The following is a 19,855-nucleotide window of genomic DNA, read 5'->3' on the forward strand; positions in this document are numbered from 1 at the left end:
CCGAGGAAACGGAACAAGGACAATGACCGCACACCTTCAACCCACGGGCTCCGCCTATTTCATTTCGCCCGAGACCGCCACGACCGAGAGCCATACGCTTTCGGTGCTGGTCGACAACGAGCCCGGCGTGCTTGCCCGCGTCATCGGTCTTTTCTCCGGTCGGGGCTACAACATCGAAAGCCTCACCGTTTCGGAGACCGAGCATCAGGCACATTTGTCGCGCATCACCGTCGTCACGCGCGGCACGCCGGCGGTGCTGGAGCAGATCAAGGCGCAGCTTGAGCGCATCGTGCCCGTTCATCGTGTGGTCGACCTGACGGTACGCGCCCGCGATCTCGGCCAGGAGCGGCCGATCGAGCGCGAGGTGGCGCTGCTCAAAGTGGCTGGGAGCGGCGAGACCCGTGCCGAAACGCTGCGTCTGGCCGATGCGTTCCACGCCAAGGTCGTAGACGCTACGATCGAGCATTTCATTTTCGAAATCACCGGCAAATCCTCGAAAATCGACCAGTTCATCGCGATCATCAAGCCGCTCGGTCTGATCGAAGTCTGCCGCACCGGCATCGCCGCTATGAACCGCGGTCCGCAGGGGATGTAACGGACCTGCTGCGTTGACCGGTTTTCGGGCGTCGCGTGGGTTCTGAGCGCTCGGGGGCGCGCACCGTTTCAGGTAGGGTGGCAAGTTGGATTTTTCGACTGGAGAAGCTGCGACTGATATCGGTGAGAAGAGCTGGCATCCTCCGGCGGGTATGCGTCTCGGCGCCACGTTTTTTGTCCGCAATGCCGTTCCCTGGCTTGGTCAATATTTCGGCGGCCAGAAGATCGCGACGACGCTATCGCCAAGTATTGGCGGCGTGCTTTCCTGGGGTAGCCGTATGCCGGCAAAGACGGTGGCGGCGATCTCGCGATTGCGCGGATTGCCGCGCTGGCATCTCGAAGACGGTTTTTTGCGCTCGGTCGGCCTCGGCAAGGCTGGCGCCATCCCTTTTTCCATCGTGGTCGATGATCTCGGTCTACCGGTGGATGCAAGCCGGCCTTCGCGCCTTGAACGCCTGATCGCCGGCGCGGAAGATGTCACCGAGTTGGGCAAGACGATCCGCGAGCAGATCGTCCGCCATCGGCTCTCCAAATACAATCATCTGCCGCATAGGGCGCCCGTGATCGAGCCGACGACGAAGCGCCGCATCCTCCTGATCGATCAGGTCGTCGGCGATATTTCGGTCGGAAAGGCTCTAGGCTCGCACGCCTCGTTCGAGCGGATGCTCGCCGACGCGCAGAAAAGCGGCGCGCAATGTTTGATCCTGAGGCATCCTGATGTCATGGCCGGCCACCGCAAGGGCTATCTGGCGACGGAAACTGCCGGCAAGGCCGGAGCCATATTTCTCAATGATATCGTATCAGCCGCATCGATCCTTGAGGTCGTTGACGAGGTCTGGACGGTCTCCAGCCCGCTCGGCTTCGATGCGCTGCTGCGCGGTATGCCGGTTCGCTGTTATGCCGCGCCCTTCTATGCCGGCTGGGGGGTGACGGAAGATCAATTCGGCGTCTACGCAAAGGCCTCGCTTGCAGGGCGTCGCGCCAAGCTGCGGACTGTCGACCAGATCGCCGCAGCCGCCTTTTGGCGTTATCCGACCTATCGCAATCCGGCGGACTGGCGCCAGATCGATGTCTTCCAGGCGATCGAACTGATCCTTGCGCAGCAGCGCTCGCAAGCCCGCAGTTAAAGCATCTCCAGCGATTTCTTTCGCGACGGCGGTGGAAATGCGGCGTCGAGGGTCGCCCAATCCTCATCGGTGATATCGAGCGAGACGGCATCGCGGTTTTCTAATACCCGCTGCACATTGGAGGTCTTGGGAATGGCGATCACACCATCACGTTCCAGCAGAAAGGCAAGCGCGACCTGCGCCGGCGTTGCCTGATAGGTCTTGGCGATATGGATCAGCTCCGGATGATGCACTAGGCGGCCCTGTTCGATCGGCGAATAGGCCATGATGGGGATGTTGCGTTCCTGGCACCAGGGCAGCAAATCATATTCGATGCCGCGCCGGCCGAGATTATAGAGCACCTGATTGGTGGCGACGTTGCCGCCGTCGGGAACTGCCAGCAGTTCCTCCATGTCGTCGACATCGAAATTCGAAACGCCCCAGGCGCCGATCTTGCCGGCGGCCTTCAGGGCTTCGAATGCAGCCACCGTTTCGGCGAGCCGATATTCTCCGCGCCAGTGCAGCAGGTAGAGGTCGATGCGGTCGATTTTCATCCGCTTCAGGCTGCGTTCGCAAGCCTCGATCGCGCCCCTGCGACTCGCATTCATGGGGTAGACCTTGCTGACGACGAATACCTCGTCGCGCCGCCCCTCGATCGCCTGGCCGACGATTTCTTCCGCGCCGCCTTCGCCATACATTTCGGCGGTGTCGACCAGTGTCATGCCGAGATCGAGCCCCGCCCTCAGGCTAGCGATCTCGTCCTTAGCACGGGCGGCCTTTTCACCCATATTCCACGTACCCTGGCCAAGTGCCGGAACCGCGGTGTCGGAGGGAAGAGTGACGGTCGGAATAGGGTCGTGCATGGCCTGTCCTCGCTGCTGAAGAGGCGAAGGATAGGTTCATTCGTGGGGATTTCAATCGACGCCTTTCATGTCACCATGACAATCATGCCATGGCATGAAAATCCTCGGCGAATTAGTGTTGCATTACACAAGTGCCGCTGCGAGAGATGCACGTCACGGCATAGACGACCGCTTTCCAGCAAAGTGCGGTGTCCGGAGAGGTTTCATGGCGCTGAATACATTCCTGGCTCTACTTTTGTTCGCGTTCACGACATCGATTACGCCTGGGCCTAACAATATGATGCTGTTCGCATCGGGCGTGAATTTCGGTTTCCGCCGCACGATCCCGCATATGCTCGGCATAGGCGCCGGTTTTCTGTTGCTGCTGCTCGGCGTCGGGTTGGGTCTTGGCGCGCTGCTGCATACCGTGCCGCTGCTCTACACTGCGCTCAAGTTCGCCGGTGGGGCCTATCTCGTCTGGATCGCCTGGAAGATCGGCACCTCCCGCAGTCTCAGTGAGAAGGAAATCGGCGTCGAACCGATGAGTTTCCTGAGCGCCGCGGCCTTTCAATGGGTCAATCCCAAGGCCTGGGTGATGGCGGTGACCGCGATGGCGACATACACCAATCCGCAACTCTATCTCTTCAGCGTGCTGTTGGTCGGGCTTGCCTTTGCGGCAGTCAACATTCCCAGCGTTTCGACCTGGGCCGGTTTCGGCTCGGCGCTCCGCAACTGGCTTTCCGACCCCGTTCGCCTCAAATGGTTCAACATCACCATGGCGGTCCTGCTGGTGCTCAGCCTTTGGCCGATGTTGAAGTAGCGACGGTGCCGGTTTTCTATCTTCTCGATGAGTTTGCGGCGCTCGGTCATTCGATCCGATCGAGCGCGCAATGGGACTGATGGCTGGCTGCGGAGTTCAGCATTGGCCGATCCTGCAAGAAGTCCACCAGCTCCGCGCTACATACGTAAAAAGGACAGGGACGTTTCTGTCCATTGCCAGCCTTCCTTCAGCTCTTCGGTGTCAACGACATCGAGACGGCGGAATTGGTCGGCAATGACTGCCGACCAGCTCCTTGAAACGCTCAAGGTCATCAAGGCTACGCTGGCGTGAGGCAGGCTGTTAACCTCATCAACGCCAATCGCCTTCGTCACGACATCGCGGATTCAAAGCCTCGTTAGCTATCAACTGCCTGCAGCAACTCGCGCTCTTTTGTGGCGTCGACCACTTGAATGTCGCTTGCGCGAAATTGATCAATAGCTTCCCGGAATGCTCGCTGCCGCAACGAAGGGCCGGTCGGTCCTTCGACCGCAAAAACGATATGGCGCGGAAGCACCTGCTTCAGCCGGTTAATTGTAAACAGCCACTTATTTCCGTGATCAAGGATGCGAGTGGGGTCGTCTTGTCCCAGGTAGATCGGCTTCAGAATTTTAACAGGTTTGTCATCGACTATCTCAACAAACGGAAATGTCGCCGAGTAGACGCCGTCATTGAACGAACGCTTTTTGAAGTTTCGGTCGATCTCCCGGAGCTTAAGCATGTTGCGAACATGCCGCTCCAAGAGCCCTTCCCGGTAGACCGAACTCGCGAAATTCCTTCCCACATAGTAGTCAAACAGCTCATCAAGCTTATTTTTCGGACTATCCGTCATCGCGAAACGAACTTCGCTAAACCGTATAATGCCTTCACGGTCTTTGGTTAGCGCGTGGAACAGATGATCCGCATTATCAGTGAGCTTGAACTCGAAACGGGTCTGCCCGTTACCATTATGACCTGCGATATCTTTGATCCGCGTCAGCTCAGCATGATAGTTTTTCAACACCGCACGGATAGTCGCTGCTTCGACGCTATCGAAGAAGCTTGTTAATCTGCCCAGGCGCTTAGTCTCGAGCCTAAAGTCGAGATAGCTCATACGCGGCGCGACGAGCACAATTCCGATGTTAGCGAACTCTTCCGTCTCAACATGAGGCTGGAAACGGATTATCGCATAGCTTATTGCATGCTTTTTCATTATCGTTCCCAAAACGCCTGCACTTCATATCGTTCGAGGATAGCTTCGACGCGATCCATTGATAAACCGATTTCGATCGGGCGGCGACCGCAGTCCTCCGAACGGCGACGATGGGGTCGGATGCTGAAGCTTTTGCTAAACCAAGCCAAAACCTGACGGTTCGCACACGGCCCCTAACAGGACAAGGAGGTTCGCATCGCATATCAGCAGCTTTGCGCCCCCTTCTCGGTCGTAGAGCCTGCAGCGAAGTCTGCCCGAAAGCAAACATCAGATTGATTCCGGCGCGACAGCATCTGTGCGCCATCGGCAATCGTCAGTCGGTTCGAAGCTATTTCTTCAACGCCACCGAATTGTCGTGATGGCCGACCGCTAGCAGTAATATCCGCCACAGATCGGTCGCAGTAGGGGCACATCCGTCCTTCGAGCGGACGTTTCCACGGATGCTGGGATTTTCCAGATACTTGAAACCGTGCCGTGCTCTTTATGCAACATACCCAATACGAAAAGGGCTAGTGAACGCGATAGCCGAGCTAGCTTTTTTGCCATCAGTGGAACGGCCAATAGAGGGGAGTGACAATGACGGTCACTGCTAGCGTCCAGGCCAGGACAACGAGGCCGAGTTTCCAGAAGTCGCCGAACTTGTAGCCGCCCGGCCCATAGACCATCAGGCTCACGCCGTTGGCGAACGGGGTCAGGAAGGAGGCGCTCGCCCCCATCGCCACGCTCATCACCATCGGCAGCGCCGACACGTGCATGTCGCTTGCTGCCGCAAGCGCGATCGGCATCGTCACCAGGGCCGTCGAGGTATTGGAGATGAACTGCGTGATTAGGGTTGCCGCAAGGAAGAGACCTACGAGCACGGCGATCGGACCGAAGCCGCCGAGTATGGTTACGATCTGGTTGCCGATCATCTCGGCGGCGCCGCTCTTCTCCATGGCCCGCGCGGGCGCGATCATGGCGCCGATCAGGAGGACGGTATTCCAGTCGAGGCCGCGATAGACCTGCGGCAGGCGCACGACGCCGGTGACTACGACGAGACACGCGCAAAGCAGACACGCGATCGGCGCCGGCATGATATTGAAGACCAGGAGCACCACCAGCAGCGCCATGATCGCAAAGAGGCGCTTTGCGCCCCGGCCGAGCGCCACGGCCTGCACGCGGACCTCGTCGGGCGAGTCGATGACCAGCAGTTGGGCGCTGGACAGGTATCGCTCCAGGGCGGGCCAGCTGCCCTGGAGCAGCAGGTGGTCGCCCGAACGCAGCGTGAGCCGCGGGCGGACCAGTTCGGCGCCGCCGCGCTGTACGGCCAGCACCATCACCTCGTGGTCCTTGCTGGTCATGCCCGGGAATACCGTGCTTCCGATCAAGGCCGACCGCTCGGGGACGACGACCTCGGCAAGGCCGGAGTCGCGCGATAGAAGGACGTCGCCCAGCGCCGCCTTGTCGCCGTGCTCGCGCACCTCCAGCTGCAGGTCGGCGGCCATGCGGTCGACCTCATGGCCGTCACCGCGGACGAGGATCAGGTCTCCGGTATCGAGCAGGTCGCGTTCGAGCGGACGGCCATCCTTGCAATCGAGGAAGGCGACGGCGCGCAGACCGGCATACCGGCCGAGGTCGACAGCCTTGCGCGACGTACCAATAAGAGCCGAGGTGGCGGACACCGCCAGCTGGTGCAGCCCGTGCTCGAGGTTGTAATGCTGAACGAGCGTTTGGGCATGGCCGCTGAAGTCGGCGGGAATGGACTCGCTCCGCCGGTCGGGCAGCAGGCGCTTCCCGAACAACATGACGATGATGATCGACCCGACGAGCTGCGGGATGCCGAGCACTGACCACTCGAAGAAGCCGATATGACCGACGCCCATCTCTTCCGCCTGCGTGGCGGCGATGACGTTGACCGGAGAGCCGAGCAGCGTCAGCTTGGCGCCCTTCAGACACGCCAGCGCCAGCGGGATCATCAGGTGCGACGGCGCAATACCAGTCCGGACCGCGATGGTGACGGTCACCGGCAGCATGGCGGCGACGGCCCCGTTCATGCCGATCAGCGCACTGAAGATCGCGGCGACGACCGAAAGCGCCACCAGCAGCATCATCTCGCTGGCACCGCTGAGACGCAGGAGAAGCTGGCCCGCCCAGGCGCCGACCCCAGTCGTCTCGACGGCGACCGCGATGGCGAGCAACGCGGCGATCAGGATCACCACGGGGTCACCGAAGCCGGTCAGAGCCTCGGGCATGGTGAGGACACCGGTGAAGAAGAGCGCCAGGGATGCCCCGATTGCGACCACGACCGCAGGCACCGGGTTCCAGGCAAACAGTACCAGCGCCAGGCCAATGATCGACAATGTGATCGCGATATGGTTCACGGTCTCACCGGAGTTAGCCAGCGCGGCGTGCCGGGCGCCTGCCGGATGTCATGGCTTGACGGCGACGGGTTCAGTGCGCTCGACATGCACATACGCTCCCTTCCGCTTGCGCATCGTCTTTCGGGCGGTTCAATAGCCGAGCGCCGCCCCGTCCCCTCGCGGGTCCGCGCCGCCCTCGTAGAAGCCTTGCTGGCGATCGATGCGGATGGCATGGGCATGCCCCATGTTGTCGTTCCAGTCCGTCACCATCTGAACCGGCTGACCGCGCTGCTTCAGCTCGCGGACAACCTCGTCGGAAATGCGCCCCTCGAGCGACATGTTGCGCGACTTTGTCCCCCAGGTGCGCCCCATCAGCCAGCGCGGCGCCTCGATCGCCTGCTGCACGTCGTATCCGAAATCCACGAGCCGGGTCACGATCGCTGCCTGCGTCTGCGGCTGGCCTTCGCCTCCCATCGATCCGAAGGCGAGATGGGGCTTTCCGTCGCGCATCATCATTGCCGGGATCAGCGTGTGGAAGGTTCGCTTCCCCGGCTGCAGATGATTGGGGTGCTGCGGGTCGAGCGAGAAGAATGCGCCGCGATTTTGCATGAGTACGCCGGTATCGCCAGCGATCACGGCGCTGCCGAAGTCGTGATAGATGGACTGGATGATGGAGACGACCATCCCGTCCGTGTCGGCCGTGCAGAAATAGCAGGTGTCGCCATCCGGCGCGCGGCGCTCGTGCGGGTTCTTGAAGGGAATGCCGGCGGGAACCGTTGAGATGTCCTGCGCCTGTTTGGGATCGATCAGTCCGCGGCGCTTGCCGGCATATGCCTTGTCTATCAGCTCCTTGATTGGAATATTGACGAATTCGGGATCCGTCAGCCATTCCTCGCGATCGGCAAAGGCGATTTTCACGGCTTCAGCCATGTGGTGATAGTAATCCGCCGTGCCGTCGCCCCATGCGGCCACGTCATAGCCCTCCAACATATTGAGGATCTGCAGTACGACGAAGCCTTGGGTGCTGGGCGGCAGCTCGTAGATATCGTAGCCGCGGTAGGTGCCTTTGATCGGCTCGACCCATTCCGCGCTATAGCCTGCGAAATCTTCCGCCCGCAGCGGCGAGTCCTGGGATTGCAACGCGGTGCAGATGCGCGCCGCGATATCCCCCTCGTAGAAGGATGCGCGGGCGCCGTTGGCGGCCAATTCCTTGAGCGTGGCGGCTAGAGCCGCCTGAACCAGACGGTCGCCTTCGGCCGGTGCACGGCCGTTCGGCAGGAAGATGGCGGCGGTTGCCGGATACTGCGTCAGGATCGGGACATCCTGGACGAGCCAGTCCCGAAGCGAGCGAGTGACGGGCACGCCCTTCTCCGCATATACGATGGCACCCTCGAACAATTCACCCCAGGCGAGACGCCCATAGCGCTCGTGTGCCGCACGCCATCCGTCGATCGCGCCGGGAACGGTGAGCACGCTCAAGGGGCCGCGCGCCGGGATTTCGCCATCCTTGCTGCGCGAGCGATAGTAGTCGAGCGTCGCGGCAGCTGCCGCCGGTCCGCTGGCATCGAGGCCGTGCACCGCGCCGGTCCCCGGCTCGGCAACCAGCCAGAAGCCATCGCCTCCCAGCCCCGCCATGTGCGGATAGGCGACGCACAGCACCGCGTTCGCCGCAATCGCCGCGTCCACGGCGCTTCCTCCGCGCCTGAGCATGTTCAACCCTTCCGCGCTCGCGAGGTAATGCGGCGTGGAAACCATACCGTGGGGCGCACGGGTCGACGGACGACCGGTGCGCGGACCATTTGAAGAAGTCATCATAGCCTCCTTGCAAAAGCGTGGTGCGATATAGGCTACCTACGGAGCGGCCAAAGCGTCTCTCCCGAAAGACCGCGCTCTAGGACGTCCGATCGTCGAACTCCATGCCGACATCCCTGACCGTATCGCCGGAGTGATCCATGAAGCGGGTACAGACGGGCAGCAGACCGCCGAGGACCAGGCTCAGCAGACCGATCAACCACACCAGGTAGCTTCCACCGGTCGTGCCGAAGCTGACGACCGGGAATGAGGCGAACAGCAGCAGCAGCGCCCAAGTCTCTGCCTTTAACTTTCTATCCATGGCGTCCACCTGCTCATCGAGCAAAAACAACCAAACCGATCGTTGCCAGGCCCGTCAACACAGCGACGATGACGGTCCAAGGCATGGTGATGCGCAGCACCGCTCCTTCCTGACCGCTTGCGCCTGCGACGCTCGTCCCAAGCACGATATTGGCCGGCGCGATTGCGTTGCCATATGCGCTGCCGGCGGCCTGCGCGGCGATGATTGTCTCCCTGGACATTCCGTGGAGCTGAGCCACGCTGCTCTGCACACCACCAAAAAGCACGCAAGAAGCAGTGCTGCTTGACGTCATGAAAGCGCCGAGAGCACCAATGACGCTGGCAACGCCCGCGTAGACCAAGGGCGGCGAGACAGCCGCGATGCCGTAGGCGAGCGTGAGGATTTGGCCGCTATGATCCAGAATACGGCTCGTCACCAGGAACGCGATAACCGGGACCGATGCGGGCACCGCGTCGACGAGCAGAGCAGACCAGATACTCTCGGGCGTATGGCGCTCGCCCCAAGCGCGATAATACCCTCCCGCCCGGTACACGATCCATACGATCACCGCGGTGATGAGCACCATCATCCCGGGATGGGTGAAGACGGTAACGGGCGCATATCGTTCAACGGCGGCGTTCTGGACGCCAAAGCCGGTTTCGACAGCGGGGAACGGAAGCCCGACCTGAACCTGTCGCATGAATTGGTTGATCGCGGGAATGAGGAGGACACCAAGGGTTACTGCCGTCAGCACGGCATAGGGCAGAAACGACATGGCAAGCCCCATCACCGGCGCCGCCTCGCTCTGTTCGCCCGCTTGCCGTTCCACCATGGCCGGCCGCTCGACAATGCCCTTGACCGGTTCGCCGTATCGCTTCCAACGCGACAGCGGATAGAGAGCCAAGAGCGCCATGGCGCCAGCCAGGAATGTCGACAGCTCGGGGCTGAAGAGGGCGACGAGGAGCTGCCCGACTCCGAGGATGGTGCCGAGGATCAGGACAAGCGGCCACGCGTGTCGCACCGCCGGTCCCTTGCCATAGAGCCACACGACAAGGAAGCCGGCCAGATAAGTCGGAATGAGAATGAGCAGGGACGATTCAAAAGCGGCCCTGACGGGATCTTCCACATTGGACACACGTAGCAGCGCCAGCCATCCGACCCCGAGGGTACCGAAGAACCTCGCCCAGGCGTGTGCGAGCACACCCATGGCTACGGCATAAACCGGTTTCACGCCAACCGTGATCAGCAGTGGCACGACTACTGCGACCGGGGCGCCGAAGCCGACAATGCCCTGCAGGAAAGATGCAAATACCCAGCACAGCGCCAGAATGATGAACAGCTCGTTGCGGCTGAATGTGGCGATGCCCTGCCGCAACGCGTCGTAGGCGCCGGCTTGTTTCGTAATTTGATAGAGGAATAGCGCCGGCCAGATGACATAGAGGATGAAAATCGCATCCCACACCCCCTTCGCGCCAGCGACGGCCAAGGTCTGCACGGGCGTTCGAAAGGCCACGAGCGCCACGATCGCCGCAACGAACATGGCCATCGGCCCTGCTTCCGGAGCGCGCCATCGCAACGGCACGAGAAAAATCAGGAGCGCGAGGATGGGGAGAATTGCCAATATCCAATGCAGAAGATCGACCGGCACCTGCGCATTGCTCATGGTCCCTTCCTCCTACGAGCAAAACCGGGATTCTCGGCAATCCGAGACAATGTCGCAGATTGCAGTAAATAACCGCACAGCCCATGATTTCGGGCTTTTGCAAGGAAAGCCATAATTCGCATGCTAATTATCGGCCAAGCCGAGAAAATTTTCAACGGTGCGAATCGCGCGACGCGATCACAATGATTTCCTGACAACCGATGACCAAGCTAAGCAGCTCAGTTTTTCGGTACATTAGTTTTGAATGGAATGCGACGAGTTCGGAAGCTGATCTTTGGCTCCGCTTCGGATCTCAGCGCCGAATCCTTGGATGTCCGCTTTCGTGTAAGGAATCGCAGCTGCGGACAGTCCGCAAGCGGCCGCAAATCCGTCATCTGCCGCAGCGAAGCTGACGCCGACCCGAGCTGCCGCTTCCGGATTTCATTGGCAGCATGCTAAACGTCTGGTTCAACTTCTTGCCAAATTAGCGCCCGTCGGTCAGTTCATGCTCGCGCTTCGTTCGGATCATACCGGCTACGGGCCTGGCGGAGGTTTTGTTTTCGCAGAAGTGGAATCCTCATGCTGAGCCGCTGATCCACCAATCGGTGCCGATCTGGAATATGTGAAGCGTGAGGGACAACCAAACCTACCATGTACCATAAAATTCTTGCGGCCGGCGCGAATGCCATCGGCCTCGGTTGTCCGGTGGCTTAACGCATGCCGACGGTGGCCGCAGTGGGGAATTTAAAGGCAGACGACTGTGGTGAAGCGCCTATTGCCGCAAGCCGAAACAGCTACATATGCTTCCTAAGAGGCCAAAGGAGCGCAAGCATGGCGAAAAGCGTTCTGACAGTACTTCTAAGTTTTCTCATGGTTCCGGCTTGGTTCTTGTCTGCAGAGGCGGCGCCAATCCAAAGGATGTCGATCACGGAGCCGCAAAGCGTTTCAGACGTTATCCAAGTGCAGTCGGGTCGCCGCTCTTCTGGGCGAAACACAACGTCTGGGCGTTCAAACTCGCACTATTGGCGTGGATATCGCGGCTCTCGATCGCAGTGCCGAGGATGCCGACGGCGCAACGATGGCTGGTGGTACCCCGCCGCGGCATTTACAACTGGGGTGGTTGTCGGAAGCGCTGTGTCGCGCCCGCGTCCAGTTCACCACACCACTGCGCCTTCGCGTAATTCCCGGCATGTTTCTTGGTGCATGAACAGGTTCCGGTCCTACCGTGTCTCTGACAACACGTTCCAGCCTTACAATGGTCCTCGCCGGCAATGCGTTTCACCATATCGGTGAGCGTCTATGGGCGGCTCGGTCCGATGGAAAACTTCGTCGGTTAGAAGCAAAAGAAATTTCTGATCGGCGATCTTGTTCGCGACCTGACCGCCTTCAGTCATGTAGTCGATGACAGGCGAAATCGCTTTTCCAATGGGGAATGATTCCTGGGATTTTCTTCGGAGGAGCCAAGTCGTGCCGGTCAATAGCCCATAATTCGGCACCGTGCTGCAGACCATCCGAACGGGCCAATTGGACGGGCGCCATCCATGACGCCTAGGATCTTACCCTCCCTTCGCCTTTGCAGCGTTCTCCTTGATTTTCGCATCGGCATCGCGAGCGATCTGCTTGACGATGGGGACGTCGCCTGAGCGTGGGTGGTACATACACCACTCCCAGGTCAGCCCAAGCCGTCGGCAGTTTTCCGGAGGTGAGCCATTTACGCAGCTGCTAGCGACTGTGCAGAACCAGTTTTTATAAGGTATATCAAGAGTTCGCTTCCGCCCGACCAGAGAATTTGCAATCCGAGGCAAAAAAGAATGAACGCGGACAGTCGCACGGCGATGTCAGTCCCAACCTGACCAAGAAGCCTTTGGATGCGATTGGCATAGGCGAAGCACAGCAGGATCGTCAAGGCGATGACAGTGATGGCGAGAAGGCTCGCCAATATGAACATGGCCTTGTCAGCGCCGCTGGCTACAGTCTTCTCCGAAAGCGCGATGCTTACGACAACCGCGATTGAACCTGGCCCCGTCGTCAGCGGCAGCGTCAGCGGATAGAAAGCCTGGTCGAGCAAATTGTTGGCCGGCACACCGGCAACTGCCGTGTCCAATTCCTTGCGGCTTCCTTCATTCAGAAGCTTCCACCCCGACACCGCCACGATGAACCCACCGGCAACACGAAGGACAGGGATCGAAATCCCGTAAAACTGCATGACGAGCGCCCCAATCAGAAATGAACATATCAGAAGGATTAGTGAATTGAGGGCGACGCGCCTTGCAAGGGAAGCGCGAATCTCGGGCGTTGCTTGGCCGGTTAGCCCGAGAAAGACGAGTGCCGCACCCGGCGGATTGACGACCGGGAAGATCGACGCAAACACAAGGGCGAACGTATCGATACCCGAGTTCATTTGGGTAGCTCCATCTCGCGCGGCGCGGCGGGATTGACTGGAATGTCTGAAGGCGATCAATCCGCTGTCCCCTGCGTCATCTCTTGCCTTTAACATTCGGCTTGTTGCACGGCGGTATCGGAACGGAAACATAGTTAATCACATTCGGATTGCCACTACGACGACGCCAAAATGCTTCTGGTCCACGGCAAGGAAATCCGCCGGGCGATGCATGTAGAGCCTCGAAAAGGCCCTATCGCCCGGTGGCTCATCCCGTGTGAATATTAACATAAATATGGTGCGGACAACGGTGGCTCTTGCGCGTGCAACCGACATCGAGGGTCCTTAAGGCCGCGGTGCGGCGGGCCGTTTCAGCCTGTCCGAAGACAGCCTTAGAAAGGACGAATCTGAAAGATCCCTACAGTGCAAGCAAGTGTGCAAATGGAGAAATGGATTCTAAGGAAAGCCCTATTATTTCAACTATATACACTATTTTAATGGCGGAGAGGGTGGGATTTGAACCCACGATGCCCTTGCAGGCATGCCGCATTTCGAGTGCGGTGTATTGGACCACTCTGCCAACCGATATCGGTCCGATTGACATTCTCTGCCGTTGTGACACCGTTCTCAATAGTTGCTGATCCACCGTTTTGAGGCAATATGATAAAACGATCGCAAGCAGTTATCACCACGGCCGAGGAACGCCCGCGCGACGGATGGGACGATCCCGTTCACGGCGCCATATCCTGGCGTACGCTCTTGAGCGGCGACATCACGCCTACTGACAGCATGAGCGCCGGCATCGCCGAACTTAACCCCGGCGGCGAGCTCAAGCCGCATCGGCACGATCCGTCGGAAATCTACTTCATCTTCGAGGGAACCGGCATCGTCCGGATCGATGGGCAGGAAACCACGGTCAAAGCAGGCACCACAGTCTTCATCCCCGGCGATGCCGAACACGGCATCCGCAACGAATCAACAACCAACCTGAAATTCTTCTACGTCTTCCCGACCGGCTCCTTCGCCGACGTGATCTATCGCTTTCCGGTGGCTTGAAGGTTTTTCAGCTGGCTGTCGGCTCATCGTTTCATGGAGGCCGATGACATGCGTGTGTGCCCGACTTGAGACATCGGTAAGGTTTTGTACCGAAGACATAGGTAGCACTTTCCGTTTTGAAGCGGGAGGTGTTGATGCCGTTGCGGCTGAGGCGGTCAGCCGGGTGCTGGACATTGCCGGAGGTGACATCCATGCACTGCTGCTCATCAGATTGCGTCCCAGGCCGGCAGCCTCTTGAAGGAACCGAGGCACAGTCGCTGCCGGGTCCGTATTGTGAGGACGAAATCGCCATGCGGACGAAGTCTTCCAGACGGGCGTCGACCGCCAACCCAGCCGCGTCGGTGATGAAGGCGCGTTTGCAGCCGTTGATTCAGTCGGTGCCGATGGTGAGTTCATCTAAGCCCAAAGTGCCCAAGATCGCAACGGGACAACGCACACTGGCTGGCCAGTTGCCAGGCGCTAATTCTGATCCGGCGCATGGCGGCTTTTTAGCTGTAGGATCTAACCACCGTCGATAGCTTCGCCTATACGGGCGATCGCCTGCTGATAGACACTCGCGGAGTTCCAGCCAGCGATGGCGCCCATGTTGCCTTCATAGCCCCCGCCGGCCCGCCAGCCGTGCGCCCTGAGGAAGTTGGCCGTGGACATCAGCGCGGTGCTCTTGTCGCGCATGTTCCTGCTGCCTACGCCGTATTTCAGGATGTTCCCGGGCAGAAACCCTGTGTGGCCGATCTCGCCGTGCATGGCGCCGACCGAGCCGGCACTCAGGACGCCGCTGTCGACTAGCTTGAGCGCCGCGATGGCATGCGGCGCGAAGAATTGCGGGCGGCGGCAATCGTAGGCGAGCGTGACGATTGCCGAAACAGTGTTCTGGTTGCCCATGGAGGCGCCGAAGCCCGTCTCCATGCCCCAGATGGCGAGTAGCACCCCGGCGGGCACGCCGTAGTTGCGCTCGATATTGTCGAAAAGTGCTGCGTTTGCCGTCTTGAGCGAACGGCCCTTGGAAATAATCGCGGACCCGCCACGTCGTCTCATAAAGTCGTCGACCGAGCCGCTGAAGGCCTTGTTGAGCGAGCGGTCGGCCTGGATGGTGCCTGCGGCGTATTTCGCACCGGCAAGCGCTGCAAGACCCTTCCCCTGGACGCCGGCGGCCTTTGCCGTCTCGGCAAACCCCACTTTCCACTCTTCAAACCCGTCGGCGCTTTTACCGCATGATGCCGCCTGAGCAACGCACGCCAGGAGGCAGAAGGCGAGGGCTCCCGCCGCAGCAATCAACTGTCCTTTAGCAAAGAATGCCATGTCGCTCTCCTCGTATGTTTGAACCATCATGCCTCCGGCCGCATGGCGTCACTCCTTCATTTGCGGAAAGCCTAATTGGCTGCTCGCACGCTCGAGAAAACTCGCTCCGAAGCAGCTTTGGTCCGAAGGCTTTAAGAGGCGCCCCCCAGCAGGTCTTGGGCTACTTCAATCCATTGTCCCCCAGTGATGCCGTGTGTTGGTATGTTGGAGCCGTGCCAGTACTAGCAAATCATAAGAGCCGTTTTACAAAGAGCCGGCTTCACACGCCTGCGCCCGTGCCTACCACTGTGTCCGCAAAACCGGGAACCGGCCATGCATCGATGCTGCCGAACAGCAAATCCATCAGGGGTGTTTAGTTTAGTGCTTAGTCACCTCGGCCAAGAAACTGGCGATTGCTTCCTTCGCGCGCCGTGCCGAAGTAGGCGAATAAACCAGGCGGGCATTGGGATCTGTGCCGGCTTCCGGATTGTCGAACGCATGGTGCGTTTGGCTATAGAGATTGAAGCGCACATCGTTGCCGGCGACATCCATCTCCGTCACGAGCGCGGCGATCGATTCCATCGGCGACACCTGATCCTGCGTGCCCTGCAGGATCAGCACCGGCGCGCGAATGCGGGTGTCCATTCCCTCCGCCGCGGTTTTCAGCAGCGCAGAGCACAGGATTATCCCGGCAACATCCGCACCGCTGCGGCCATAGTCCAAAGCCACCATCCCGCCAGCGCTGTAGCCTAGGCATAACACCGGCGTGCCGGCCGGAACTTCCTGCCGCAATCGCTCCACGCACGCGGCAAGCGCGGCCACCCCTTGGTCGCGGTTGTCCATCAGTTGCCTCACCATCGGTCCGACCTGATCCGGACTTTCCGGGTTGAAACCGTCGCCGTACAGGTCAGCGATTGAGACCACGCAGCCCAATGCTAGTAGATGGCCTGCATGATCGCGGGCAAGAGCGCTCTGCCCCCTCCAATCCGGCAACAATACCATGGCGGCTTTAGCTTGTCCGCCCAAGATCCTCAGGAGTAGACCGCAGTAGTGCTTCTCGCCTACAGCGTAGTGGAACTCAGTCTCGCTCGTATCGCTCATTGGCTCTCCCCTTCGTTGCCTCGGTCATCTCCCTTTCACAGCTTCATATATGGCCTCAGCGATCTCTTTCGAGCTTTGCAGTTAGCAGAACTTGGACACGGTTTGGCTTGCGAATGCGTTCTGCTCCTGTGCGCTGACATTTATGAAAGCAATGATCGTCTGTTGAAGAAATTTTCCTTCGTTCGCGCCAGGTGCCCTCTGTCGTGCCCCCCGCATGAATTGACGGGCAAGCGCCACGCACTTTTGAGATCAAGTTATGCAAGTTATTTCGATGTGGTGCGGACGACGGGGGTCGAACTCGTATAGCCTGAGGCCGAGGGATTTTAAGGCTTCTGGTGCATCCCGCGCCGTTTCCAGCCCGCCTTGACAAGGGCCTCCTCGACAACGGAGGTCAAGGTGCAAGTAATTGTGCAAGGGCCAAATGGCGCACGGCGAAAAGGGCGCGCGCGTACTCCTATCCGCGTGGAAGGCTTGCCGCAGCCACTTTTCACCTGATGCTCACTTCGGACGGTGTTCCCGACGCCGAGCTTCCGGCAATCCAGATCTTCAATGCGGCGGGTTCCACGACATTCTTCATGTCGATGTTCCAGAACGCCAGTTCGTTTCGTTCAAGCACGAATTCGACTGCCTTGGTCTCGCCTGGCTCAAGAGCTACCCGCCGGAAACCCTTCAGCTCGCGCACGGGGCGGGCAACGCTCGTGCCGCGCTGGCCGACATAGAGCTGAACGACCTCCTCGCCAGGCCGCGGACCGCTATTGGTCACTTCGGCCGAGACCTTCACTTGCCCCTTGCCCTCGTTCAACTCGGCTGCTGAATAGCTCTCTGCTTCGAGCTTCGGGGGTCCATAGGAGAATGTCGTGTAGGAGAGCCCGAACCCGAAGGGGTAGAGCGGCGAATTGGCCTGGTCGATGTAGCGCGACGTGTATTTCGGCGCCGAACCGGCTGAATTGGCATCGAACTCCGGCGCCAGCGGCCGACCTGTGGCGAGGTGGTTGTAGTAGAGCGGCAACTGTCCGACCGCGCGCGGAAAGCTCGCCGTCAGCTTTCCGCTTGGGTTGCTGTCGCCATAAAGGGTGCGAACGAGCGCCGGTCCGGCCTCCACGCCGGGGAACCAGGCCTCCAGCATCGCACCGGCCTGTTCGGCTGCCCGTGTCAGCACCAGCGGCCTGCCGCTGAAAACCAGGAGCACGACTGGCTTCCCAGTCGCCGCCACTGCTTCCAGGAGGGCCTGCTGGTTGCCAGGCAGATCGAGATCGGTGCGTGAGGCCGCTTCACCCGTCATGGTCGGCGCATCCTCGCCGAGCGCGAGGATCGCGACATCGGCGCGACGCGCGGCCTCGACCGCCTCGGTAAAACCGCTTCTCGAATCCGTCAGGATTTCCGTGCCTATTGAATAGGTGAGCTCCGCGCCGAGTTCCGTCGCCATCGCGGCTCGCAAGGTGACCACGTCGGCTGCCTCGCCCTTGGCGCCCCAGGCGCCAAGCATGTTGCCGGCGCTGTCAGCCAGCGGTCCGATTAAGGCGACCCGAGCGCCACGCTTCAGCGGCAGAATGCCGTCATTCTTCAACAGCACGAACGATTTCTCGGCGGCTTCGCGGGCCAATTGCCGGTGCTCCGGCGTGAGCATCTTCTCGGGCTCGATCCTGGCATAGGGATCGTCGAAAAGGCCCATCGCGAACTTGACACGCAGGACACGCCGCACGGCCTCATCGATCACGGCGACCGGCACCTTGCCGGCGTTGACCTCATCCGCCAAAGAAGTGCGATAGAGATCGCTCTGCATATCCATGTCGACGCCGGCCATAATCGATTTTCGCGCGGCATCCGCGCCGTCGAGCGCTGTGCCGTGGGCAATCGTCTCGGCGATCGACGTCCAGTCGCTGACCACAAAACCCTTGAACTGCCATTCCTTGCGCAGGATCTGGCTGAGCGTGAAGGCGTTGGCCGACGCAGGCACGCCGTTCAGCGCATTGAATGCGCTCATCACCGTGGCCGCGCCTTCCTCAATGCCTGCCTGAAAGGGCGGCAGGTAGATATCGCGCAGCAGCCGCTCGGGGATCTCGGTCGTGTTGTAGTCTCGCCCGCCCTCAGCCGCGCCATAGCCGACATAGTGCTTCATGCAGGCCAGGATCGAGGCCTCCTGGTTTAGCGATTTACCCTGATAGCCCCGAACATAAGCGCGTGCCATCGCCGATCCGAGATAGGGGTCCTCGCCGGCGCCCTCGGTAATGCGGCCCCAGCGGGCGTCCCGCGCGATGTCGACCATCGGAGAAAACGTCCAGCGAATGCCGTCCGCGCGAGCTTCCATGGCTGCAATTGTCGCGGACTTTTCAATGAAGGCCGGATCCCAGGTCGCCGAAAGCGCGAGAGGGATGGGAAATATGGTGCGATAGCCATGGATGACATCAAGCCCGAAAATCAGCGGGATTTTCAGCCGCGATTGCCCCATCGCGATCCTCTGGTAGCGGTTCACGTCCGGCCCGCTCACGTTGAAAAGGGAGCCGACCCGACCGTGGGCGATCACATCCTCGTATCCGCTGCGACCCGAGCCGGGGCCGGTCAGCGCCCCGCCAGAATACTGACTTATTTGGCCGATCTTTTCTTCAAGTGTCATTTGCTCCAGCAGCGTTTCGACGCGGGCCTCGATCACTGGATCGTCGGACCAGCTTCGCGCTGACGCGACCGGCATGATGACTAGACAGGCGAACAATAAGAGAAGCGTGCGACAGCGCAACACTAGTACGACGCCCCTACCGCGCCATTCGTCCACAGCAGGAATTCTTCGGCGGTTCCGGCAATGATGGGTCATGGGAACAAACCTGGATCGCTTCTGGCGGCGCGCGCCATTCGGAAGTTGGGATGGAGACCGGCGAAACAAGCGAAACGTTAGTGCACAATTGCAGAAAAATGGCGATCCGGGAAGCGCCAAGCTGAGCTTCATGGTATGGCGATCTTTAGCTTGGTTCTCAAAGGTGACGGCAAACGTCGTATTTTCCCTTCAACCCCCAAAGCTTCGACCACTGACAGCTGCTTGATTTTGGGTGCAGTCGCGATGTCCTCCTGGGCCTTGCGGCCGATCAGCCCAACTCGCGCAATTCTATCACTATACTAAACCGTCCAGTTTCATGGCGATTGCCCAATCAGGAGAGCAGCTGCATCTCAGTGCACTGAAGAAACGGCTCGGCGAAGGTGAGTACGACACGTTCGCACTGCTCCATGGCTTGAAGGGCGTTTTTCAACAAGCCAAGGACTCCCCCCTTATTCCTCGATATATTGACGTCTGAAATCTATTTCGGATCTTCGACCATAAGAGTGTTCACCGCAGGGGAATCGCATTTGAAAAAAGGTGTGGCGGTTTGATGTGATATGGATTCTTTAGGGAGCTCTGTTTTGGAGCTTTCTGATGGTTTCGCTTA

At 59.8% G+C, this 19,855-nt stretch carries 15 protein-coding genes and 1 pseudogene; 6 read left to right on the plus strand and 10 right to left on the minus strand.

Translation table 11 applies throughout. The features are described 5' to 3' along the window. The first annotated feature begins 22 nt into the window (after nucleotides 1-22). Both ilvN and PY650_RS25025 read left to right on the plus strand, forming a co-directional pair. Entirely contained in the window at nucleotides 23-595 is a 573-nt protein-coding gene (ilvN, locus tag PY650_RS25020; protein ID WP_285882289.1) for an acetolactate synthase small subunit, read from the plus strand. A 151-nt stretch (nucleotides 596-746) separates the two neighbouring features. Further along, entirely contained in the window at nucleotides 747-1,721 is a 975-nt protein-coding gene (locus tag PY650_RS25025) for a capsular polysaccharide export protein, LipB/KpsS family (RefSeq protein WP_285882305.1), read from the plus strand. Here the strand turns inward: PY650_RS25025 and PY650_RS25030 are convergent. Continuing rightward, nucleotides 1,718-2,563, minus strand: a complete 846-nt coding sequence (locus PY650_RS25030; protein WP_285882290.1) for an aldo/keto reductase — start codon at nucleotides 2,561-2,563, stop codon at nucleotides 1,718-1,720. The two genes, PY650_RS25025 and PY650_RS25030, sit on opposite strands and share 4 nt — an antisense overlap. A gap of 205 nt (nucleotides 2,564-2,768) precedes the next feature. On the opposite strand from PY650_RS25030, the gene PY650_RS25035 reads away from it, so the two are divergent. Further along, nucleotides 2,769-3,362 (plus strand): LysE family translocator, encoded by a 594-nt coding sequence (locus PY650_RS25035; RefSeq protein ID WP_285882291.1) that lies wholly within the window; start codon nucleotides 2,769-2,771, stop codon nucleotides 3,360-3,362. An 8-nt stretch (nucleotides 3,363-3,370) separates the two neighbouring features. Continuing rightward, nucleotides 3,371-3,598 (plus strand): annotated as a pseudogene (locus PY650_RS25040) (TraM recognition domain-containing protein); the annotation flags it as partial. A 119-nt stretch (nucleotides 3,599-3,717) separates the two neighbouring features. Here PY650_RS25040 and PY650_RS25045 read toward each other — a convergent pair. From PY650_RS25045 to PY650_RS25065, 5 genes are all read right to left on the minus strand, one after another. Further along, nucleotides 3,718-4,551 (minus strand): DUF3037 domain-containing protein, encoded by an 834-nt coding sequence (locus tag PY650_RS25045; protein ID WP_285882292.1) that lies wholly within the window; start codon nucleotides 4,549-4,551, stop codon nucleotides 3,718-3,720. 545 nt (nucleotides 4,552-5,096) lie between these two features. Further along, complete coding sequence (locus PY650_RS25050) at nucleotides 5,097-6,911, minus strand: SLC13 family permease (RefSeq protein ID WP_285882293.1); 1,815 nt, start codon at nucleotides 6,909-6,911, stop codon at nucleotides 5,097-5,099. Between the two features lie 129 nt (nucleotides 6,912-7,040). Continuing rightward, on the minus strand, nucleotides 7,041-8,702 hold the full coding sequence (ggt, locus tag PY650_RS25055; RefSeq protein WP_285882294.1) for a gamma-glutamyltransferase: 1,662 nt from the start codon (nucleotides 8,700-8,702) through the stop codon (nucleotides 7,041-7,043). A 79-nt stretch (nucleotides 8,703-8,781) separates the two neighbouring features. After that, a complete protein-coding gene (locus PY650_RS25060) occupies nucleotides 8,782-9,003 on the minus strand; it encodes an EmrB/QacA subfamily drug resistance transporter (RefSeq protein ID WP_285882295.1) in 222 nt (73 codons plus the stop codon). A 13-nt stretch (nucleotides 9,004-9,016) separates the two neighbouring features. Then, on the minus strand, nucleotides 9,017-10,645 hold the full coding sequence (locus tag PY650_RS25065; RefSeq protein ID WP_285882296.1) for an L-lactate permease: 1,629 nt from the start codon (nucleotides 10,643-10,645) through the stop codon (nucleotides 9,017-9,019). A gap of 897 nt (nucleotides 10,646-11,542) precedes the next feature. On the opposite strand from PY650_RS25065, the gene PY650_RS37185 reads away from it, so the two are divergent. After that, nucleotides 11,543-11,917 carry a BA14K family protein gene (locus PY650_RS37185; protein ID WP_432761578.1) on the plus strand — a complete coding sequence of 125 codons (375 nt, stop codon included), beginning with the start codon at nucleotides 11,543-11,545 and terminating at the stop codon, nucleotides 11,915-11,917. A gap of 418 nt (nucleotides 11,918-12,335) precedes the next feature. Here the strand turns inward: PY650_RS37185 and PY650_RS25075 are convergent, their stop codons facing one another. Then, the gene (locus PY650_RS25075) at nucleotides 12,336-13,025 is read right to left on the minus strand and encodes a MarC family protein (protein ID WP_285882298.1); all 690 of its coding nucleotides are present in this window, start codon (nucleotides 13,023-13,025) and stop codon (nucleotides 12,336-12,338) included. Nucleotides 13,026-13,664: 639 nt separating this feature from the next. On the opposite strand from PY650_RS25075, the gene PY650_RS25080 reads away from it, so the two are divergent. Then, nucleotides 13,665-14,060 carry a cupin domain-containing protein gene (locus PY650_RS25080; protein WP_285882299.1) on the plus strand — a complete coding sequence of 132 codons (396 nt, stop codon included), beginning with the start codon at nucleotides 13,665-13,667 and terminating at the stop codon, nucleotides 14,058-14,060. Between the two features lie 501 nt (nucleotides 14,061-14,561). Here PY650_RS25080 and PY650_RS25085 read toward each other — a convergent pair. The 3 genes from PY650_RS25085 to bglX form a co-directional block, all read right to left on the minus strand. Continuing rightward, nucleotides 14,562-15,359 (minus strand): lytic murein transglycosylase, encoded by a 798-nt coding sequence (locus PY650_RS25085; RefSeq protein ID WP_285882300.1) that lies wholly within the window; start codon nucleotides 15,357-15,359, stop codon nucleotides 14,562-14,564. Nucleotides 15,360-15,716: 357 nt separating this feature from the next. Further along, nucleotides 15,717-16,439: a dienelactone hydrolase family protein gene (locus PY650_RS25090; protein ID WP_285882301.1), complete on the minus strand. Its 723-nt coding sequence runs from the start codon at nucleotides 16,437-16,439 to the stop codon at nucleotides 15,717-15,719. A 487-nt stretch (nucleotides 16,440-16,926) separates the two neighbouring features. Beyond that, nucleotides 16,927-19,209, minus strand: coding sequence for a beta-glucosidase BglX (bglX, locus tag PY650_RS25095; RefSeq protein WP_285882302.1), 2,283 nt, complete (start codon nucleotides 19,207-19,209; stop codon nucleotides 16,927-16,929). Nucleotides 19,210-19,855: the final 646 nt, after the last annotated feature.

Origin of the sequence: Martinezella calliandrae (genome assembly GCF_030272695.1) — a bacterium.
Lineage (GTDB): Bacteria > Pseudomonadota > Alphaproteobacteria > Rhizobiales > Rhizobiaceae > Rhizobium > Rhizobium calliandrae.

Coding starts and splice junctions, on each gene's coding strand:
- ilvN (WP_285882289.1), top strand. CDS start 23: ATGACCGCACACCTTCAACCCACGGGCTCCGCCTATTTCATTTCGCCC.
- PY650_RS25025 (WP_285882305.1), top strand. CDS start 747: ATGCGTCTCGGCGCCACGTTTTTTGTCCGCAATGCCGTTCCCTGGCTT.
- PY650_RS25030 (WP_285882290.1), bottom strand. CDS start 2,563: ATGCACGACCCTATTCCGACCGTCACTCTTCCCTCCGACACCGCGGTT.
- PY650_RS25035 (WP_285882291.1), top strand. CDS start 2,769: ATGGCGCTGAATACATTCCTGGCTCTACTTTTGTTCGCGTTCACGACA.
- PY650_RS25045 (WP_285882292.1), bottom strand. CDS start 4,551: ATGAAAAAGCATGCAATAAGCTATGCGATAATCCGTTTCCAGCCTCAT.
- ggt (WP_285882294.1), bottom strand. CDS start 8,702: ATGACTTCTTCAAATGGTCCGCGCACCGGTCGTCCGTCGACCCGTGCG.
- PY650_RS25060 (WP_285882295.1), bottom strand. CDS start 9,003: ATGGATAGAAAGTTAAAGGCAGAGACTTGGGCGCTGCTGCTGCTGTTC.
- PY650_RS25065 (WP_285882296.1), bottom strand. CDS start 10,645: ATGAGCAATGCGCAGGTGCCGGTCGATCTTCTGCATTGGATATTGGCA.
- PY650_RS37185 (WP_432761578.1), top strand. CDS start 11,543: ATGTCGATCACGGAGCCGCAAAGCGTTTCAGACGTTATCCAAGTGCAG.
- PY650_RS25075 (WP_285882298.1), bottom strand. CDS start 13,025: ATGAACTCGGGTATCGATACGTTCGCCCTTGTGTTTGCGTCGATCTTC.
- PY650_RS25080 (WP_285882299.1), top strand. CDS start 13,665: ATGATAAAACGATCGCAAGCAGTTATCACCACGGCCGAGGAACGCCCG.
- PY650_RS25085 (WP_285882300.1), bottom strand. CDS start 15,359: ATGGCATTCTTTGCTAAAGGACAGTTGATTGCTGCGGCGGGAGCCCTC.
- PY650_RS25090 (WP_285882301.1), bottom strand. CDS start 16,439: ATGAGCGATACGAGCGAGACTGAGTTCCACTACGCTGTAGGCGAGAAG.